Source organism: Lactiplantibacillus mudanjiangensis (assembly GCF_005405385.1).
Taxonomy (GTDB): Bacteria; Bacillota; Bacilli; order Lactobacillales; family Lactobacillaceae; genus Lactiplantibacillus; species Lactiplantibacillus mudanjiangensis.
On the sequence record NZ_BJDY01000004.1, the window covers coordinates 232,282 to 248,395 of the forward strand.

Annotated in this window: 20 protein-coding genes; 16 read left to right on the forward strand and 4 right to left on the reverse strand. The window is 42.6% G+C overall.

Features of this window, described 5'->3' with window-relative positions:
- Positions 1-55 precede the first annotated feature (55 nt).
- From FFM84_RS09285 to FFM84_RS09300, 4 genes are all read left to right on the forward strand, one after another.
- Positions 56-619, forward strand: a complete 564-nt coding sequence (locus FFM84_RS09285) for a guanylate kinase (protein ID WP_130844991.1) — start codon at positions 56-58, stop codon at positions 617-619.
- Between the two features lie 73 nt (positions 620-692).
- Positions 693-1,136, forward strand: a complete 444-nt coding sequence (locus FFM84_RS09290) for a Fur family transcriptional regulator (protein WP_130844992.1) — start codon at positions 693-695, stop codon at positions 1,134-1,136.
- A 140-nt stretch (positions 1,137-1,276) separates the two neighbouring features.
- The gene (locus FFM84_RS09295; RefSeq protein WP_130845318.1) at positions 1,277-1,798 is read left to right on the forward strand and encodes a hypothetical protein; all 522 of its coding nucleotides are present in this window, start codon (positions 1,277-1,279) and stop codon (positions 1,796-1,798) included.
- 3 nt (positions 1,799-1,801) lie between these two features.
- A complete protein-coding gene (locus FFM84_RS09300) occupies positions 1,802-2,644 on the forward strand; it encodes a DUF6681 family protein (protein ID WP_130844993.1) in 843 nt (280 codons plus the stop codon).
- A gap of 628 nt (positions 2,645-3,272) precedes the next feature.
- Here the strand turns inward: FFM84_RS09300 and FFM84_RS09305 are convergent.
- Complete coding sequence (locus FFM84_RS09305; protein ID WP_130844994.1) at positions 3,273-3,896, reverse strand: HAD family hydrolase; 624 nt, start codon at positions 3,894-3,896, stop codon at positions 3,273-3,275.
- Positions 3,897-4,304: 408 nt separating this feature from the next.
- Between FFM84_RS09305 and FFM84_RS09310 the strand changes: the two genes are divergently transcribed.
- Together FFM84_RS09310 and FFM84_RS09315 are read left to right on the forward strand one after the other, a co-directional pair.
- On the forward strand, positions 4,305-5,501 hold the full coding sequence (locus FFM84_RS09310; protein WP_130844995.1) for an aminotransferase class I/II-fold pyridoxal phosphate-dependent enzyme: 1,197 nt from the start codon (positions 4,305-4,307) through the stop codon (positions 5,499-5,501).
- Positions 5,501-6,496: a D-2-hydroxyacid dehydrogenase gene (locus tag FFM84_RS09315; RefSeq protein ID WP_130844996.1), complete on the forward strand. Its 996-nt coding sequence runs from the start codon at positions 5,501-5,503 to the stop codon at positions 6,494-6,496. The genes FFM84_RS09310 and FFM84_RS09315 overlap by 1 nt, the downstream gene beginning before the upstream one ends.
- 318 nt (positions 6,497-6,814) lie before the next feature.
- Here the strand turns inward: FFM84_RS09315 and FFM84_RS16120 are convergent, their stop codons facing one another.
- Together FFM84_RS16120 and FFM84_RS09320 are read right to left on the reverse strand one after the other, a co-directional pair.
- Positions 6,815-6,982, reverse strand: coding sequence for a hypothetical protein (locus tag FFM84_RS16120; protein WP_165450038.1), 168 nt, complete (start codon positions 6,980-6,982; stop codon positions 6,815-6,817).
- Positions 6,983-7,003: 21 nt separating this feature from the next.
- Complete coding sequence (locus FFM84_RS09320) at positions 7,004-7,264, reverse strand: hypothetical protein (RefSeq protein ID WP_130844997.1); 261 nt, start codon at positions 7,262-7,264, stop codon at positions 7,004-7,006.
- Between the two features lie 225 nt (positions 7,265-7,489).
- Here FFM84_RS09320 and FFM84_RS16125 point away from each other — a divergent pair, with 225 nt between their 5' ends.
- From FFM84_RS16125 to FFM84_RS09355, 9 genes are all read left to right on the forward strand, one after another.
- Positions 7,490-7,660 (forward strand): hypothetical protein, encoded by a 171-nt coding sequence (locus FFM84_RS16125; protein WP_165444262.1) that lies wholly within the window; start codon positions 7,490-7,492, stop codon positions 7,658-7,660.
- A gap of 337 nt (positions 7,661-7,997) precedes the next feature.
- The gene (locus FFM84_RS09325; protein ID WP_130845319.1) at positions 7,998-8,738 is read left to right on the forward strand and encodes an amino acid ABC transporter ATP-binding protein; all 741 of its coding nucleotides are present in this window, start codon (positions 7,998-8,000) and stop codon (positions 8,736-8,738) included.
- A 24-nt stretch (positions 8,739-8,762) separates the two neighbouring features.
- Entirely contained in the window at positions 8,763-9,599 is an 837-nt protein-coding gene (locus FFM84_RS09330) for a glutamate ABC transporter substrate-binding protein (protein WP_130844998.1), read from the forward strand.
- Complete coding sequence (locus tag FFM84_RS09335) at positions 9,599-10,237, forward strand: amino acid ABC transporter permease (protein WP_130844999.1); 639 nt, start codon at positions 9,599-9,601, stop codon at positions 10,235-10,237. The genes FFM84_RS09330 and FFM84_RS09335 overlap by 1 nt, the downstream gene beginning before the upstream one ends.
- A gap of 16 nt (positions 10,238-10,253) precedes the next feature.
- Positions 10,254-10,907 carry an amino acid ABC transporter permease gene (locus tag FFM84_RS09340; protein WP_130845000.1) on the forward strand — a complete coding sequence of 218 codons (654 nt, stop codon included), beginning with the start codon at positions 10,254-10,256 and terminating at the stop codon, positions 10,905-10,907.
- Positions 10,908-10,978: 71 nt separating this feature from the next.
- The gene (locus tag FFM84_RS09345; RefSeq protein ID WP_130845001.1) at positions 10,979-11,152 is read left to right on the forward strand and encodes a PspC domain-containing protein; all 174 of its coding nucleotides are present in this window, start codon (positions 10,979-10,981) and stop codon (positions 11,150-11,152) included.
- 159 nt (positions 11,153-11,311) lie between these two features.
- Entirely contained in the window at positions 11,312-11,449 is a 138-nt protein-coding gene (locus tag FFM84_RS16315) for a hypothetical protein (RefSeq protein ID WP_225425289.1), read from the forward strand.
- A 33-nt stretch (positions 11,450-11,482) separates the two neighbouring features.
- Positions 11,483-11,905, forward strand: a complete 423-nt coding sequence (locus FFM84_RS09350; protein ID WP_225425290.1) for a formate/nitrite transporter family protein — start codon at positions 11,483-11,485, stop codon at positions 11,903-11,905.
- Between the two features lie 98 nt (positions 11,906-12,003).
- A complete protein-coding gene (locus FFM84_RS09355; protein ID WP_130845002.1) occupies positions 12,004-13,380 on the forward strand; it encodes an ATP-binding protein in 1,377 nt (458 codons plus the stop codon).
- A gap of 100 nt (positions 13,381-13,480) precedes the next feature.
- Here FFM84_RS09355 and FFM84_RS09360 read toward each other — a convergent pair whose 3' ends face one another.
- Positions 13,481-14,815 (reverse strand): APC family permease, encoded by a 1,335-nt coding sequence (locus tag FFM84_RS09360; protein ID WP_130845003.1) that lies wholly within the window; start codon positions 14,813-14,815, stop codon positions 13,481-13,483.
- A gap of 271 nt (positions 14,816-15,086) precedes the next feature.
- Here FFM84_RS09360 and FFM84_RS09365 point away from each other — a divergent pair, with 271 nt between their 5' ends.
- Positions 15,087-15,968, forward strand: coding sequence for a TSUP family transporter (locus FFM84_RS09365; protein WP_130845004.1), 882 nt, complete (start codon positions 15,087-15,089; stop codon positions 15,966-15,968).
- Positions 15,969-16,114 lie beyond the last annotated feature (146 nt).

Sequence of the window (16,114 nt, forward strand, 5' to 3'; positions counted from 1 at the left end):
ATGAAAAGCCTTACAACTCTGTGAAATAATCAGCTAAATTTTAGGAGAAAAAGTAATGACAACCCAACGAGTGTTGGTCGTAACTGGGCCAACTGGCAGCGGTAAAACGACCGTTTGCCGCTATTTATTAGAAAAATATCAAATTCCGCAAGTGATTACGCATACAACGCGTGCGCCACGAACGGGTGAGACCAATAATGTGGATTATTATTTTGAAACCCCAGCTAGTTTTGCCACCAAACATTACTTGGAGCATGTCACTTATAGTGGCAATCAATATGGATCGTCCCGCGAAGGTTTAGCCGCGGCATGGGAAAAGTCGCCACTGATTAGTATTGTTTTAGATACGGCCGGGGCGGTGACTTATGCCGAGGCGCTTGGTGATCAGGCCGTGATCGTTTATTTAGAGGTGACTGAGCAAGCAGCGTTGATCGACCGATTGACCGCGCGCGGCGATGCGGCTGAGCGGATTCAAAAACGGGTGGCTAGTGATGAATATGCTCGTGACCAACAATTGCCGGCCAGCTTAGTGGGTCACGCACAAGTGATCGTAAACGATGACTGGGCCCAGACTGCGGCCGCGCTAGATGCGTTAGTCGCCAAATATCGGATCGCGTAATATCTTTTCTGTGACCACTATGCTAAACTAAATAGTAATGATTATGATTTACAGTTCAGGGGGCGCAAACCAGATGGAATCAGCACTGGAACAAGCGGTAGCCGTATTACGCCGCAATCAATTAAAAATTACCAAGCAACGGCAAGCCCTGTTAGATTATTTAGTGACTTATCAGGACCATTACGTGGCGATTTCAGCCGTAGATGAGCACATGCGAACCTTATTTGCTGGCATGAGCCACAACACGATTTATCGCAATATTAAAGAGTTTGAAACCTTAGGCTTACTGGAACTAAAAGCCCAAGCCAACCAAACGTTAGTTAAATATCAATGTGATTTTAAGCATCAACACCATCATCACTTTGTTTGTTCAAATTGTGGTCGGGTGATGGAACTGCAAGAATGTCCATTAGATGACTATGTGGCACAGTTGCCGGGGTGTACCATTACGGGTCACCGGATTGAAATTTATGGCTTATGTGCAGATTGTACGGCTAAGTTAAAAGCTGACGCTTAGGTCGGCTTTTTTTGTAATTTAGCTTAATAAAGAGTTTATTAATTTCGGGCAGAATTGAGTGCACTTTTGGGCATTCCATGGTTAAATAGAGTTTCGAGATCAACAGAACGGTTATTAAGAATGAGAAGGGAATGACATCGATGGCTTATCGGACACCGCCATTTATATCACCATTTGCAATTGTGTCAATTGTCCTCGCGTTAGGGGCCACCAACGTGGTTGTGAACAAGACGACCCATACGGTTAATGGGGCCTCAGCAACGAGTTCTAGTGTGGTGCAATCATCGACCATGAGTGGCAGCACAAGCAGTAGTGATAAGAAACAGTCAGATGATAAATCAAGTTCTGACGACAGTAGTAAAGATAAAAGTAGCAGTGATTCATCGAGTTCAGACTCTAGCTCAGATGATAGTAGTTCGGACGAAAGCTCAAGTAGCTCAAGCGATACGACAGAAGCAAGTAGTTCATCAGCTAAGAAGAACAGTACAACTGCACAATCTAGTGCCAAGAAGACGTCAAGCAGTACTGAAGATACTACTGACAATGCAGATGAGAGCGGTACTGAAAGTGCTTCGTCTTCATCGGCCAAGCACAGTTCAACCACAGCGACGACCACTAGCGACACGACGGACGATACTAGTACCGATGACGGAGGCGAATAATCGATGTTTAGTATTTTAGATATGATTAATCATGCCTTAGGCTACGTGAACGTCAACGTTAAGATCAAAAATCAAATTTATACGCTATTGGGTGCAGCTGGGAACTGTTACTTAGGCTATGTTGCGGTTCGTCTAATGCAAAATGGTAGCTGGTTACGTGGCATTATTTATATGCTGGTCTTCCTAGCTGTTATTTACTTTTTGATGTTAAATATTATTTATTACTTTACTGAAAAGAAACCACCATTTGACTTGTCACCAAAGATTGAAAAATTATTGGGTGGAAAGCCTAAAGAGGCTATTGCGGCGGAAAAACAAGCAGCCATGGGTAATCAGAATCAACCTTATATTCCGGCTAATGGGATTTTTGATGGCCAAGAATTGTTGCCGGCAGCGGTACACACCTCGCATACAGAACAAAGCAACGTGCATCAAATTGTTGATCAACTCCAAGCTGCCAATATTATCCGCTTGGATTATGGTGGCATGAGTGATCGTGATATTATGCAACAAGTTCGTGCCACCGGCGAACCAGTACCGGCGATTGGTCAAGGCATTCAAATTCCTTATTCGCAATTAAAGCTGGAAAATCACAAGTTAGTGATTTATGCCGGGATTAATCAAATTGATCAATTACCAGTGGGACATATTACCCGAGTGGGATTAACCGATGTGCATGATGCGCATGAGGACTACAAGTTATATTTGGCATCTACCTTAATTACAGGTGGGATCGCTAAAATTGCCGGTCGGACGGCGACAATTGAACAACCAGGTGATTACCAAATTACCGCGCAAGTGGCATTTGAAGATCGTGAAGAAACCACCACGACACCGACTTATTAATGACAACAAAAACAAGCTGTGTATCCAGATAAATGGGTACACAGCTTGTTTTTGTATTTAAAGGCTAAAGGTTGAAAGTTAAGTATGACAGTAAAAGCTTTACTAGAATTGACTTAAGCCCTGCTAAATTGATCACCTACGCCAGCCAGCGATTCTGCCGACCGTGGGGACCGGCTCCAGCCAAAGTGCGGGCTTCCACCTCGCTTTTGAGTCTAGCCAAAACCACTAGCCTCAAAAGTCGTCCATATCGTAAAGTCCGGAGAAATCACCCGGACTAACGATATTTTAACGGCTGGCGCCATCACTGGCTGGCTCCGGTTGTATTGCGAATACCAATAGCAGTCACTATCATAACCGAGAGTGAGCGCACATTGAGCCCAGCCGTGGGGGCTCTTAGCGATTTATCGCTTAGAGCCAGGCGTTTTTGAAACGCGGTTTAGGCGGTTCAAAACGACGGTTCAGACCGTTTTTTGGCTGAACCGGTCCGCCCACAGCGTTCCGGCTCAAGGTGGGCGAACGGTAGGTGGCAAGTATGACTAGTTTTGATCGATAAATGCTTATCATATCAACGATTATTACTAAAAAATAGCTTTCAACCTTTAGTTTAAAGGTTGGTGTAGTTGGATCACTAAAAGACTCGTAAGATATCTAATGGATTTTCAAATCGATAAGCAGTCATCTGATGGTTGGCGTTGGGGTCCATGCCCCAAACCGCTAAGCCGAAATCAACATTGGCCGCGGCCGCCGTTTGTTCGTCACTCAAAGAGTCACCAACGAATAGCGCGTCTTGTGGCGCAACCTTGATTTTTTGTAAGGCTGTGAGTAATGGTAAAGGATCGGGTTTGCGTTTGGGCGTGTCGTCAGCGCCAATCACCACAGCCATTCGGTCCATGATGTCATATTGCGCCATGCCAGCTTCGATTTCATTACGACGTTGTGACGTCACAATCCCGATCTTGAGATCGCTAGGTAACTGACTAAACAAAGCTTCAATGCCGTCATACAAGGTAATATCAGTGAAGTGATCAGCCATTACGGCCTCGTAGCGGGCTTGAAACTGGTCAAATTGGTCAGCTGGAATACCTAAATGGGCCATGGCTTGTTCCGCCGACATTGGAAAAGTTGTTTTTGCATCAGCATCAGTAAACGATTTGCCGTATTCGGTTAAAACGGCCCGCATCACTTGGGTGTAGGCGGGTTGGCTATTGGTTAAAGTCCCATCAATATCAAAAATTAGTGCTTGGTAAGTCATAAATCAACGTCCTTTCGCCAGAAATTACTTTCAGTATAGCAAATTAGGCGTTGACAGTCAGAATTTGGATTGTTATAGTTGGATTATAAATTGATGAGGAGCAAATGCTATGACATTATCGTTAACTCAAAAACCTAAAACTAGCTTTTACTTTTGGTATTTTCGCTAGTGTTTGTGCCAGCAGCTTTGGTGCAAACACGATTCCGATGTTTGCATCGATGCGGCTTGCCAAAGGCTATTTGAGTTTGACGGCGCCCATGGATGTTTGAAAATTCCAAGGGCGGCTCCAATTTAAACCAACGTTATTTTTAACGCATCCCTTGGAAGATTTTCCGGGATGCGTTTTTTGTTGCAAACAACTGGCCGGTGCTGATGCTGTCCCATCAAAAAAATTTGGAGGCTTGTCCTATGTCTATTGATAGTCAAAGTTTAGTGCAACACATGAATAACCGTTTAGCAGAAATCCAACCATCTGATATTTTAGCGTTCAATGCGGAAATCGCGAATATTCCAGGAATTGTCCGTTTGACGTTAGGAGAACCTGATTTCAATACGCCCGACCATGTTAAAGCCGCCGCGATTGACAGTATCAAAAACAATGAAAGCCATTATGCGCCATCAAATGGGACAATGGCCTTGCGGGAAGCCGCTGCTAACTTCTTAGCGAAAAAATATGATGTTCATTACGATCCAGCTAGTGAAGTGATTATTACCGCAGGGGCAACTGGTGGGATTTACACCGCATTGAGTTCAATTTTAAATCCGGGTGACGAAGTGTTGATTCCAACGCCGATCTTCCCACTTTACATTGCGATCGCAAAGTTGGCTGGGGCGACACCGGTCTTCATGGATACTTCAAAAAATGGTTTCGTTTTGTCACCAGCACAATTAAAACAAACGTTAGCTGATCACCCTAAAGCTAAAGCTGTGGTCTTAAACTTCCCTTCGAATCCGACTGGCGTGACTTACCATGCCGATGATTTGAAGGCCTTAGCGGATGTCTTGAAAGATCAACCTGTTTTTGTGTTATCTGATGAAATTTACAGTGAACTCACCTATGACGCCACGCATGTGTCGATTGCCAACTATTTGCCTGAACAAACGATTTTACTCAATGGGGTCTCGAAGTCGCATGCGATGACCGGCTGGCGGATTGGGATCATGTGTGCACCTAAAGCGATCACGACGCAATTAGGTAAGATTCATCAATTCACGGTGACAACGACAACCGCTAATGCGCAAGCGGCCGCCGCTGAAGCATTAAGCAATGGGTTAGATGATGCGCAAGTGATGAAGCAAGAATATCAAACTCGGCGTGATTACTTATATGGCGCGTTGACTAAGTTAGGTTTTGAATCTGCTAAACCAGAAGGGGCGTTCTACTTATTCAGTAAAATCCCTGCTGGTTTACCACAAGATAGTATGGCCTTTTGTCGTGAATTAGCCCATGATGCGCGTGTTGCCTTAATTCCTGGGAGTTCATTTGGCCCTGGTGGTGAAGGATACGTTCGGATTAGTTATGCAGCTTCAATGGCTGATTTACAAACGGCGGTTGAACGAATTGGGCAATATGTCACTGAAAAAGCCACAACGGAGGCTAAGTAATGACTAAAATTTTAATGTATAGTGTGCGGGATGATGAAGAAGCGGCAATTAAAGCCTGGGCAACCAAACATGACGTACAAGTTGATACGAACGCGTTAGAATTCCATCCAAAAACTGCCAACCTTGCTAAAGGTTACGATGGTTTAGTGATTCAACAACGCAGTGCAATTGGTGACGATCCTAACGTTTATCAACAACTAGCGGACTATGGCTTGAAACAATTGACGAGTCGGACAGCTGGTGTGGATACGATCGATATTCCAGCGGCCAAAGCTGCCGGGTTAACCGTGACGAATGTTCCAGCTTACTCACCAAATTCGGTCGCCGAAATGGCGGTGACCCAAACGATGCGTTTGATTCGCAATTTAGAGTTGTTTGATCAACGGATTGCCAATCAAGATTTCCGTTGGGCTGGGTTACAGGCCCGTGAAATTCGGTCATTAACCGTTGGTGTCATTGGTGCTGGTCGGATTGGCGGAACGGTTGCCAAATTGTTCCATGGCTTAGGTGCCAAAGTTATCGCCTATGACGTGGTGCGCCGTCCAGAATTAGAATCAGTTTTAACTTATGTGGCCTCGAAAGAAGAACTGTTAAAACAGGCTGATGTCGTGACCTTGCATGTTGATCTAAATGACACGTCTAAAGCGTTGATTGATGCGGAAGCCTTAAGTCTGATGAAACCCGATGCGTTCATCATTAATGCATCGCGTGGCCCCGTGATTGTGACTAAGGCTTTAGTCGCAGCTTTAAAGGCAGGTAAATTAGCGGGGGCTGCTTTGGATACGGTTGAAGGGGAAGAAACGTTATTCAACCAAAATCATCAAGGTGAACCCTTACCGGATGCCTTGGTCAGTCAACTACTACAAATGCCTAATGTGATTTTGACGCCACATGTCGGGTTTTACACGAACTTGGCCGTGCAAAACATGGTTGATATCAGTCTTGATGATGTGTTAACCATTATTAATGGTGGTCAAACTGAACACGCTTTTTAACTAAAAATCACCCGTAACACCAATTTGGCGTTGCGGGTGATTTGTTTTAAGATTTAACTAAAGGTTGAAAGCTATTTTTAGCAATGATCGTTGATATGATAGGCGTACTTGCCACCTACCGTTCGCCCACATTGAGCCGGAACGCTGTGGACGACTTTTGAGACTAGCGGTTTTGGCTAGACTCAAAAGCGAGGTGGAAGCCCGCACTGTGGCTGGAACCGGTCCCCACAGCCGGCAGAATCGCTGGCTGGCGTAGGTGATCAATTTAGCATAACTTGAGTCAATTATAGTAAAGCTTTTACCGTCATACTTTAACTTTCAATCTTTAGGTTTAACTTGCACACAGTTGGTGCAATATGGTTGTGCGGTAAGCTTTAGATTGGCCTGGATTTCGGTGAATCCTTTGGCTGGTAAAGGCAGTTTGAAAAAGACTGGTTCATTAACTGCCAAAGGTTTACCACAACGGGTACAGGTGAATTTTGCCATGATTGTGATGCCTCATTTCAATTAATTTGCCACTTGTGGGGTATTGACTAACCAGCCATCGTCAAGTAATTGATGGTAATGTTTACCAATCGGCACCCATAAGCGGGCTTTTAAAATACTACGAAGTTCGTCCCAGAATAATGGATCGGCTTGTTCAGTCGCGGATAAGTTTAATTTTAAGTAGTCGCCGGTTTCAGTTTTAGCAATCACAAAGGGGTAGAAAACTTTGATGATTTGGGCGGCAATAATATTTTTAATTTTCATATCTTGATCTAGTAACATAATGGTAACCTCCTAGGTTGCTTTAAGTGGTTCTAGCATACGTGAAAATAGTTAAGCAAACTAGTCAAATGAATTAAGATTTAACTGAGATTTTTTAAGAAAAGGTTGGTAGTTTTTTAGCGACCGACAAACTGAAAAAAATTCAGAATTTGTTTCTTTTTTGTGAGTGGTTGGCCAAAATAAACCTCGGTATACTAGGATCATCAATTAAGTGAGGCGAGGGTTATGCCATTTAAAATTAGCGTTTTTCTTTTACATCTTTTAAGCGAGCAATCAATGCGGCCAGTGGCATCCATCTTACTGTGGATCGGCTTAGTATTAGCTGGCAGTGGTTATTTATGGCTCATTACGCGGCCACGACACCATTTTGTTCGTCGTCCTAAAAATCAAGTATAAAATTAAAAAAAATGTGAATTTGAGTTGGATTTTGTCATTCTTGACAAAATCGGCTTATTTTTTTTGCTCTGTTTCCGAATATTAAAACTGATTCTATCAGCCTTTGTTCAAGTTGGCTGACTTAATTCAGTTAAAATAACTGATAATTGTGGTTTAAATGATCATTATTATGGTTATATCGAACAATAGAATTACCATTTTTGACAGATTTACTAATTATGTATTAAACTATTTAAATAGCATTAACGAAAGATAAGGATTTATTAAGTATCCCCATTAATGCAATAATTCAAAACCATCAGTACATGTATTGATGAAGAAAGCGAAGGTGACTGCAATGTCAATGATCGAATTCCATAACGTTGAAAAGTATTATGGGGATTTTCATGCCCTGACCAATATCAACTTAACGATTAATGAAGGCGAAAAAGTGGTGTTGATCGGACCATCTGGTTCCGGGAAGAGTACCTTGATTCGAACGGTTAATGGTTTGGAACGGGTACAAGCGGGTCAATTGCTAGTCAATGGGTTTGATTTAGCGGATAAGAAAACCGATATGAACAAGATTCGGAAAAATGTCGGTATGGTTTTCCAACATTTCAACTTATATGCCAACAAAACGGTCTTAGAAAACATTATGATTGCGCCACGGCTTGTCTTGAAACGACCAGAAGCTGAAAATAAAAAGTTAGCGATGGAACTCCTTGATAGTGTTGGCTTAGCTGATAAAGCGGGTAACTTACCAAGCCAATTGTCTGGTGGTCAATCGCAACGGATCGCAATTGCGCGTTCGCTTGCGATGAAGCCAAAATGTTTATTATTTGACGAACCAACTTCAGCACTAGATCCTGAAATGATCGATGATGTGTTGAATGTTATGAAGGAAGTCGCCGAAGATTCAAGTATGACCATGCTAGTGGTTACGCATGAAATGGGCTTCGCTCGTGAAGTGGCCGATCGCGTGATCTTTATGGCTGATGGTCAAATCTTAGAAGACGACCGTAAAGAAAAGTTCTTTGAGGGTGAACCTACTAATGAACGGGCTCGTCAATTCTTGAGTAAAATTATCACACACTAAATCATCCGGGGAGGTAAATAGCGTATGAAAAAGACTTATCGTTTCCTGGGTGTCATTGGACTATTAGGGTTATTGATCGTAGGTTTAAGTGCCTGTGGGTCAAGAAAAGCCCTATCACAGCAAGATGTTTTGACTAACGATAAAGCTAGCAAAACGATTACCTGGGGTGTTAAAGCCGATACCAAATTGTTCGGTTTGATGGATGTGAAAGACAACACCATCAAAGGATTTGATGCTGATATCGCGACCGCCATTACCAAAAAGATTCTCGGTAAAGACGGGAAAGCGAAGTTCGTGCAGGTCACGAGTCAAACACGGATTCCATTACTTAAAAATGGGAATATTGATGCGATCATCGCGACGATGACCATTACACCTGAACGTGAAAAACAAGTTGATTTTTCGAATTCATACTTTGATGCGGGACAATCACTGTTAGTTAAAAAAGGTAGTAGCATCAAATCGGTTAAAGATTTGAATAAGGCTGGTACCAAAGTGATTGGGGTAACTGGGGCCAACTCAGTGGCGAATATTAAAAAGTATGCGCCTAAAGCCCAGGTCCTCGAATTATCAGATTATGCGCAAGCTATGACCGCGCTAAAGTCTGGTCAAGGGGTTGCGTTAACGACTGATAACGGGATTCTTTACGGGATGGCGTCACAAAATCCAGGCTATCAAGTTGTCGGTGGGGCCTTCACTAAGGAACCTTATGGGATTGCGATTAACAAGGGTCAAGGTCCTTTCAAGAAGGAAGTTAACCGTGCGTTAAAAGAAATTGAAGCTGATGGCACGTACAACCGCATTTTGAAAAAATGGTTCGGAAACGTGGCCGGATTCAACTATAAGGAGGCGTCGCGCTAATGCTTTATATTCTTACACATTACTGGTCAGAGTTAATTCAAGGGCTCGGCTACACCTTATTGTCGAGTATTATTGCCTTGATTTTTAGTACGATTATCGGGACCATGTTTGCGATTTTTGAAGTTTTGCCTAATCGGGCGATGCAGATCATTGGTCGCGTCTATATCGAAATTTTCCGGAACATTCCATTGTTAGTCATTGCGATGTTCTTCTACGTGATTATCCCGATGTATGTTGCAAAAATTGATGGTTTTACGGCCGGAACGATTGGGTTGACCATTTATACGTCGTCCTTTATCGCGGAAACTGTCCGGGCCGGAATTTTGGCTGTTGATGATGGTCAAATGGAAGGCGCGCGGGCTAACGGGATGAGTTACTGGCAAGCGATGCGGTTCATTGTCTTACCCCAAGCTTTTAAAATTGTGATTCCACCGTTGGGTAACCAATTCATTAACTTGGTTAAAAACTCGTCTGTGTTAGCCTTTGTGGCTGGGTTTGATTTGATGTATCAAGGGAACTCCATCGCGTCATTATCGTTAGATACGATTAATAGTTACGTGGTCGTCGGACTCTTCTACTTAGTCATTACGTTGCCACTGAGCTATTACATGCGGCATTTGGAAAAACGGTTAGCTTAAAGGGGGCGGCTAAAACATGCAAAACTTTATTGAAGCTTATTCTTGGGTCAATCTCCGGTTCTTGCTCGAAGGCCTCTGGGTGACCGTTGAAGTGTCGATCATCTCGATTATTGCCAGTTTTGTTATTGGTTCGATTCTTGGGGTCTTACGATACGTTAAAATTAAGTATTTATCCGCGGTCGTTGGTTTCATCGTGGATATCATTCGGAACTTGCCGTTGATTTTGATCATTTTCTTCACGTACTTCGGGTTGCCACATTTAGGCTTTAAACCTGGGATCATTTTCGCGGCAGTCTTAGCCATGACTATCTTTGAATCCGCTATGTTGGCTGAAATTATCCGTTCTGGGATTTTAGCGGTTGATTACGGTCAGATGGAAGGGGCCCGGGCCAACGGGATGTCTTACGTCCAAGCCTTGTGGCACATCGTCTTTCCACAAGCAATCAAAAAGACGATTCCAACGATTGTGAGTCAATTCATCTCATTGATCAAGGATACGTCTTTGGCCACGATTATCGTGTTGCCAGAACTATTGAATCATGCGCAAATCATTTACGGTCAAAATTCAGCGTACATCTTACCGATGTTCTTGATGATTGCCTTAATGTACTTCATTATTTGTTACGCCCTATCAGTCTTGTCACGGATTTTGGATAAGAAGTTAGCGTAATCTAATTAACGTCCTTGGCTCGTGCCAGGGACGTTTTTTTGTTATGCTCTAAGTAAAAAGGGGGGATCACAGTGGGAACTATTCATCGTTCGATAAAAGATCGCGTTTTTTTAGGGGTTTGTGGCGGCTTAGCTGTGGCATTGAATTTACCAAGTTGGCTAGTGCGCGGTGTGTTTGTTTTTGGTGGTGGGATTTTCTTTTGGATTTATCTCATCCTAGCTAATGTTTTGCCAGTTGAAGACTAAGGAGTTGATGACGTTGCCAGTGGTGACGTCATTTTTTAATAACGATAGAAGATGATTCAATTCGTGAATTAATTATCAAAAAAGTATTCCAATTGTAAACTCTTTCATACGTAATTATGGCATATTAAACGATTATTAATTTACTAAGGGAATGTTGAAATGTTTAGTCCAGCAGAAATTTTGTCGCAAAGTATTGAGAAAGGCACCGCTAAAACCAAGAATACGTTAATGGTTAAGTTAATTCTAGGATTCTTAGGTGGGGCGCTAATTGCACTTGGTTTTCTGGCCAATGTGTGAGTATCGGCTTCAATTCCGGCGAGTTTGGGAGGTGTGGCATCATTAGTCGGCGCTTCTGTGTTTCCAATTGGCTTGATCATTATTTTACTAGCTGGTGGCGAATTGGTGACTGGAAATGTGATGGCGGTCAGTACGGCAATGTATGCGCGCAAGATAACCGTGGGCGACTTTCTCATCAACTTATTGGAAATCACCTTGGCAAACTTTGTTGGTGCAGTGTGCGTGGCTTATTTCTTTGGACACTTTGTTGGGTTAACCCATGTGGGAATTTTCCAGAGTGCGGTCATTATGATGGCTAAAGGCAAGATCGCAACGCCATTTTGGCAGAGTTTTGTTTCTGGAATTGGTTGTAACTGGTTAGTCGGGATCGCTGTTTGGCTATCGTTTGGGGCTAAAGACGGTGCTGGGATTGTTGGCGGGCTGTATTACCTTAGTTTTGGCGCTAAAAAAGGGTGAAATGAATGACCAAATATTTCAACGCTACTAAAGTTGATTTTGATAAGTTAGACAAAGATAATAGAATCAGTTATATGTACTATTAAGTGTGAGGAGGGATGAATGATATGCTGAACTTGGATGATTCACAGCCTTTTCCAGTAGAAGATGAGACTGTTGAATATAAAGAAATATTCAATGAGAAGTGCAAGAAGGAAATTGCAGCCTTCTTAAATGGTACCCAAATTGCCTATCTTTATCTAGGTGTAAAGGATGAAACTAGATGTATGACACATGTCTATTCTGAAACAGCATTACACCATATTGAAGAACAATTAGGACGTTGGGTATCTAGTTCGATTTATTATCCAAGTCCAGTAGGATTAGTTCGACTTCATTTTAATGGCGGGCTACTTTGCATTGAAGTTCATCCTGGTAAATCTAAGCCATATTTTTTAGATGAAAGAACTTATATTAGAAATGGCTCGGAATCAATCAAAGCATCTCCGGAGCGCGTGACAAAAATGATTGCTAATCAAAATTTAGATTCATTTGATACTTCTGAATCAATTGTACAAGAATTGAAATTTGATGAAATTAGCGATTGTTTTAAAAGTCTAAATATATCTTTCAAACCTAGGGCACTTGGTTTTTATAATTCAAAATCAAAATTTACAAATGCAGCGTTATTGACTAGTAATCAAAATCCTTTTACTGTGAAAGTTGTCGTTTTTGATGGGGTAACGGTTGAACGCTTTAAAAACCGACGTGAATTTAGAGGAAGCTTGGCTAAGCAGATTAATGAGGTACTAGCATTTTTAGACTTGAATAATCCATTAGCTGCAAGAATAACGGGTCGAGCCCAAAGAATCGAACAAAGAGGGTATCCTAGTGTTGCTATTCGAGAAGCTGTCATTAATGCGATCGTTCATCGTTCTTATTTTAGTAGATCGCCAGTACAAATTGAAATATTTGATGATCGGTTAACAATTCTATCACCAGGCCCGCTACCCGGAGGTATGAAGTTGGAAGCTGTTTTGGATGGACAAACGCTACCGAGAAACCCGCAAGTGATAAAGATACTTAACAAGTTGAAGTACATTGAGGGTTACGGTACGGGAATAAGAAGAATAATAAGTAGTTACGAGAAGAGAAAAAAGTTTCTAAAGTTTGTGGCTAAAGAGGGTTACGTTGAAGTAAATTTACCTAATTTAAATTATCAAGAGCAAATGAGTGTGCCAGCTGATATTAATGTATTGTCAACAAGTGAGCATGGAATGGCGATGATGGTTTCTGATGAACAAGGGCAAATTATTGAGTATCTAAAAAATCATCGTTCAATTACAAGAGCTATTACTGAAGGGTTATTGGATATTAAGGGGACTAAGGCTAATAAAATTTTAAAACAGTTAGTAGATAATAATGTCTTGAAGAAAGTCGGTGGTGGTTCAGCCACCATGTATGTACTGGTACAACAAATTGTAAATAATAAGTAGCGGGAGATCGCGGGAGATCATGTTTTAGCTATCGATGACAAAAAAGTAACGATGAATTGGCCTGTATTTGCCCAGTTCATCGTTACTTTTTTAAGTTGATTTAGTTTTTAGTCGGATAGTGTCGTTGTTGATAGTAATAAATTGGAATCCCAATTAACACAATTACAAATGACAATAAGACGCCGGGCAGATCTGCGCTGATTTCACTAATAATGACGAACAAAGCACCAAGAATGGCGATCAATGGTGTAATCGGAAAACCAGGCGTTGAGAAGGGCCGGGCTTTCGCCGGATTGCGACGTCGTAATAAGAAGACGCCAATAAAGGTTGCTACGTAGAAACAATACACTGTAAAGATACATAAGTCCGATAACCGATCGGGATCGAAGAAGCCAATCATGATGCTGGCTAAGACTAAGACAACGACGGTTGCGACGATTGGTTCGTGCGACTTACGGTTGATGTAGCTCAGTTGTTTTGAAAATGGCAATTGATGGCGTTCGGCCATGGCATACATAATTCGTGGGAACGTCATGATTTTCCCATTTAAACAACCGACCATCGACACGATCACCCCGATATTTAACAGGCGACCACCGATAGTTCCAAATGCCGCTTGGGCAAAGTAAACGGTCGTTTGTTGACCTAAAGCCTGGATCTTAGCGGCGGGAATAAAGTGCAAAATCCCATAACTTACTAAGGTGTAGGCGATCAGGACTAACGAAATACCTAAAATAATGGCTTGTGGCAAGATTTTTTGCGGCTCTTTGATTTCGCCACCTAAGTTAGCGACTAGAATCCAGCCATCATAGGCAAATAACGTCGCTAAGACAGCTACCCCAAAGCCCCCGGTCGATTGACTGACCGTCTTTAAAGAGTGCCCAAAAGCGTTTTGATCGCCATAGAAGAGACCAAAGATAATGATAGCAGCAATCGGTAACAACTTTCCTAACGTGGTGATGATTTGAAAAGCAGCACCCCAACGATTTTCAAACATATTCAAAATACCAATCAGGGCAATGACCCCAATCGCTAAAGGTGCTTGCCAGCCGTTGTTGAGGTGGAAGAAGCCAACTAACAGGATGCCCAAGTAAGAAGCGATCGAGGCAATAATGGCAGGACCATAGATGGATACTTGCATCCAACCGGATAAGAAGCCCCAAATTTTACCGTAGATTTCTTCCATATAAACGTACAAGCCGCCGGTATGCGGCATTTGGGCGCCAACCTCGGCAATCGTTAAGCCGGCAGTTAAGGTGATCAAGCCCCCCAATAACCAAGCCAACAGCGCGTTGGTCGTTGAACCGGCACTGTCGAGCACGGACGATTGCTTGAAGAAGATGCCAGACCCGATGACGGTCCCAACGACTAAAGATAGGGCAGACCAAAAGCCTAAAGAACGGTTTAAAGTTGGTTCAGATTTTGCAGATTGCATGCAGGTGACGGCCTCGCTTTCGTGATCAAATCATTGAATGCATTTAGCATACCAGAATTTTTCATTGGAAACAATTAAGAAAACACTGAGTTTTATCATTTTTACCCTAAATAACGAACTTATCCAATCTTGATGTAAGCTAAAGTTCGATAAAATTATTTATTCGTCGTTTCGTATAAATAAAACGTTCGACTTTTACAATAAAAGTGATTTTTTGGCATGCCTATCGTTTTCCGGTATAATCTGTAAAGCAGAGAAGAGAGGCACACAGATGGTAATTATAATTGTCAGCCTACTTACAGTGAGTAGTCTAGGCCTATTTTGGCTATTAGTGCGTGGTGCTCATCGACAACAACATCACACCACCGGTCGTGAATTTGGTATCGGGATAGTGATCGGTGGCATCACTGATTTTTTAGATACGTTAGGGATTGGGAGTTTTGTGACGACAACGGCCATTTTTCAGGCCAGTCACTATTTAAAAGATGAACGTAAATTACCCGGGACACTTAATACCGTCCATGCGATTCCAACGGCAGTTGAAGCCTTGTTTTTTGTGACTACCGTAACCGTAGAGCCCATTACTTTAATTAGTTTAGTACTGGCGGCCGCGGCGGGAGCAGCCCTGGGTAGCGAAGTGATGGTCAAGCTTAACCAGCGACGGATTCAATGGATTATGGCGGTAGCCTTAGTTGTGACGGCAATTTTAATGGCCGCAAAATTATTAGGCTGGATTAGTTTGTTAGGTGTGGCCAATCAGGCGACGAGTTTACGTGGCTGGCCGTTAGTGATTGGGATCGTGGGTAACTTCATTTTAGGATTATTAATGGCAGCCGGTGTTGGGCTGTACGCGCCTTGTATGGTGATGGTCTACTTCTTAGGCTTGACGCCATTGGCCGCTTTTCCGATTATGATGTTGTCTTGTGCGCTACTCATGCCGAGTTCGGCGATTAACTTTATTCGTCGTGATCGGGTGGATTACCGCGGGTTGTTCGGCATTATTTTTGGTGGCATTATCGGAGTGATTTTAGCGGCAACGGTCGTTAAATCCTTATCGTTAACGGCGTTAAGTTGGTTAATTGTGGTGGTGAGTCTATGGACCGCTACCTCGTTAGCACGCGCTGCAAGCCGGAAAAAGGGATTAACTCAATAGATGTTAGAGTTTGGGACAAAACCCGAACTCTTTTTTGCATCTCCGAATATTTATAGTCGAAACGTGCGACAAAAGACTAACGATGCAACCGAGCTACGGAATACAAACGATTGAAAGTACACAATCATTCGTATTCCTAGGCTATG

Coding starts and splice junctions, on each gene's coding strand:
- FFM84_RS09290 (WP_130844992.1), top strand. CDS start 693: ATGGAATCAGCACTGGAACAAGCGGTAGCCGTATTACGCCGCAATCAA.
- FFM84_RS09315 (WP_130844996.1), top strand. CDS start 5,501: ATGACTAAAATTTTAATGTATAGTGTGCGGGATGATGAAGAAGCGGCA.
- FFM84_RS09335 (WP_130844999.1), top strand. CDS start 9,599: ATGCTTTATATTCTTACACATTACTGGTCAGAGTTAATTCAAGGGCTC.
- FFM84_RS09355 (WP_130845002.1), top strand. CDS start 12,004: ATGAATGATATGCTGAACTTGGATGATTCACAGCCTTTTCCAGTAGAA.
- FFM84_RS16125 (WP_165444262.1), top strand. CDS start 7,490: ATGCCATTTAAAATTAGCGTTTTTCTTTTACATCTTTTAAGCGAGCAA.
- FFM84_RS09285 (WP_130844991.1), top strand. CDS start 56: ATGACAACCCAACGAGTGTTGGTCGTAACTGGGCCAACTGGCAGCGGT.
- FFM84_RS09330 (WP_130844998.1), top strand. CDS start 8,763: ATGAAAAAGACTTATCGTTTCCTGGGTGTCATTGGACTATTAGGGTTA.
- FFM84_RS09365 (WP_130845004.1), top strand. CDS start 15,087: ATGGTAATTATAATTGTCAGCCTACTTACAGTGAGTAGTCTAGGCCTA.
- FFM84_RS09300 (WP_130844993.1), top strand. CDS start 1,802: ATGTTTAGTATTTTAGATATGATTAATCATGCCTTAGGCTACGTGAAC.
- FFM84_RS09340 (WP_130845000.1), top strand. CDS start 10,254: ATGCAAAACTTTATTGAAGCTTATTCTTGGGTCAATCTCCGGTTCTTG.
- FFM84_RS16315 (WP_225425289.1), top strand. CDS start 11,312: ATGTTTAGTCCAGCAGAAATTTTGTCGCAAAGTATTGAGAAAGGCACC.
- FFM84_RS16120 (WP_165450038.1), bottom strand. CDS start 6,982: ATGGCAAAATTCACCTGTACCCGTTGTGGTAAACCTTTGGCAGTTAAT.
- FFM84_RS09360 (WP_130845003.1), bottom strand. CDS start 14,815: ATGCAATCTGCAAAATCTGAACCAACTTTAAACCGTTCTTTAGGCTTT.
- FFM84_RS09295 (WP_130845318.1), top strand. CDS start 1,277: ATGGCTTATCGGACACCGCCATTTATATCACCATTTGCAATTGTGTCA.
- FFM84_RS09310 (WP_130844995.1), top strand. CDS start 4,305: ATGTCTATTGATAGTCAAAGTTTAGTGCAACACATGAATAACCGTTTA.
- FFM84_RS09305 (WP_130844994.1), bottom strand. CDS start 3,896: ATGACTTACCAAGCACTAATTTTTGATATTGATGGGACTTTAACCAAT.
- FFM84_RS09320 (WP_130844997.1), bottom strand. CDS start 7,264: ATGTTACTAGATCAAGATATGAAAATTAAAAATATTATTGCCGCCCAA.
- FFM84_RS09325 (WP_130845319.1), top strand. CDS start 7,998: ATGTCAATGATCGAATTCCATAACGTTGAAAAGTATTATGGGGATTTT.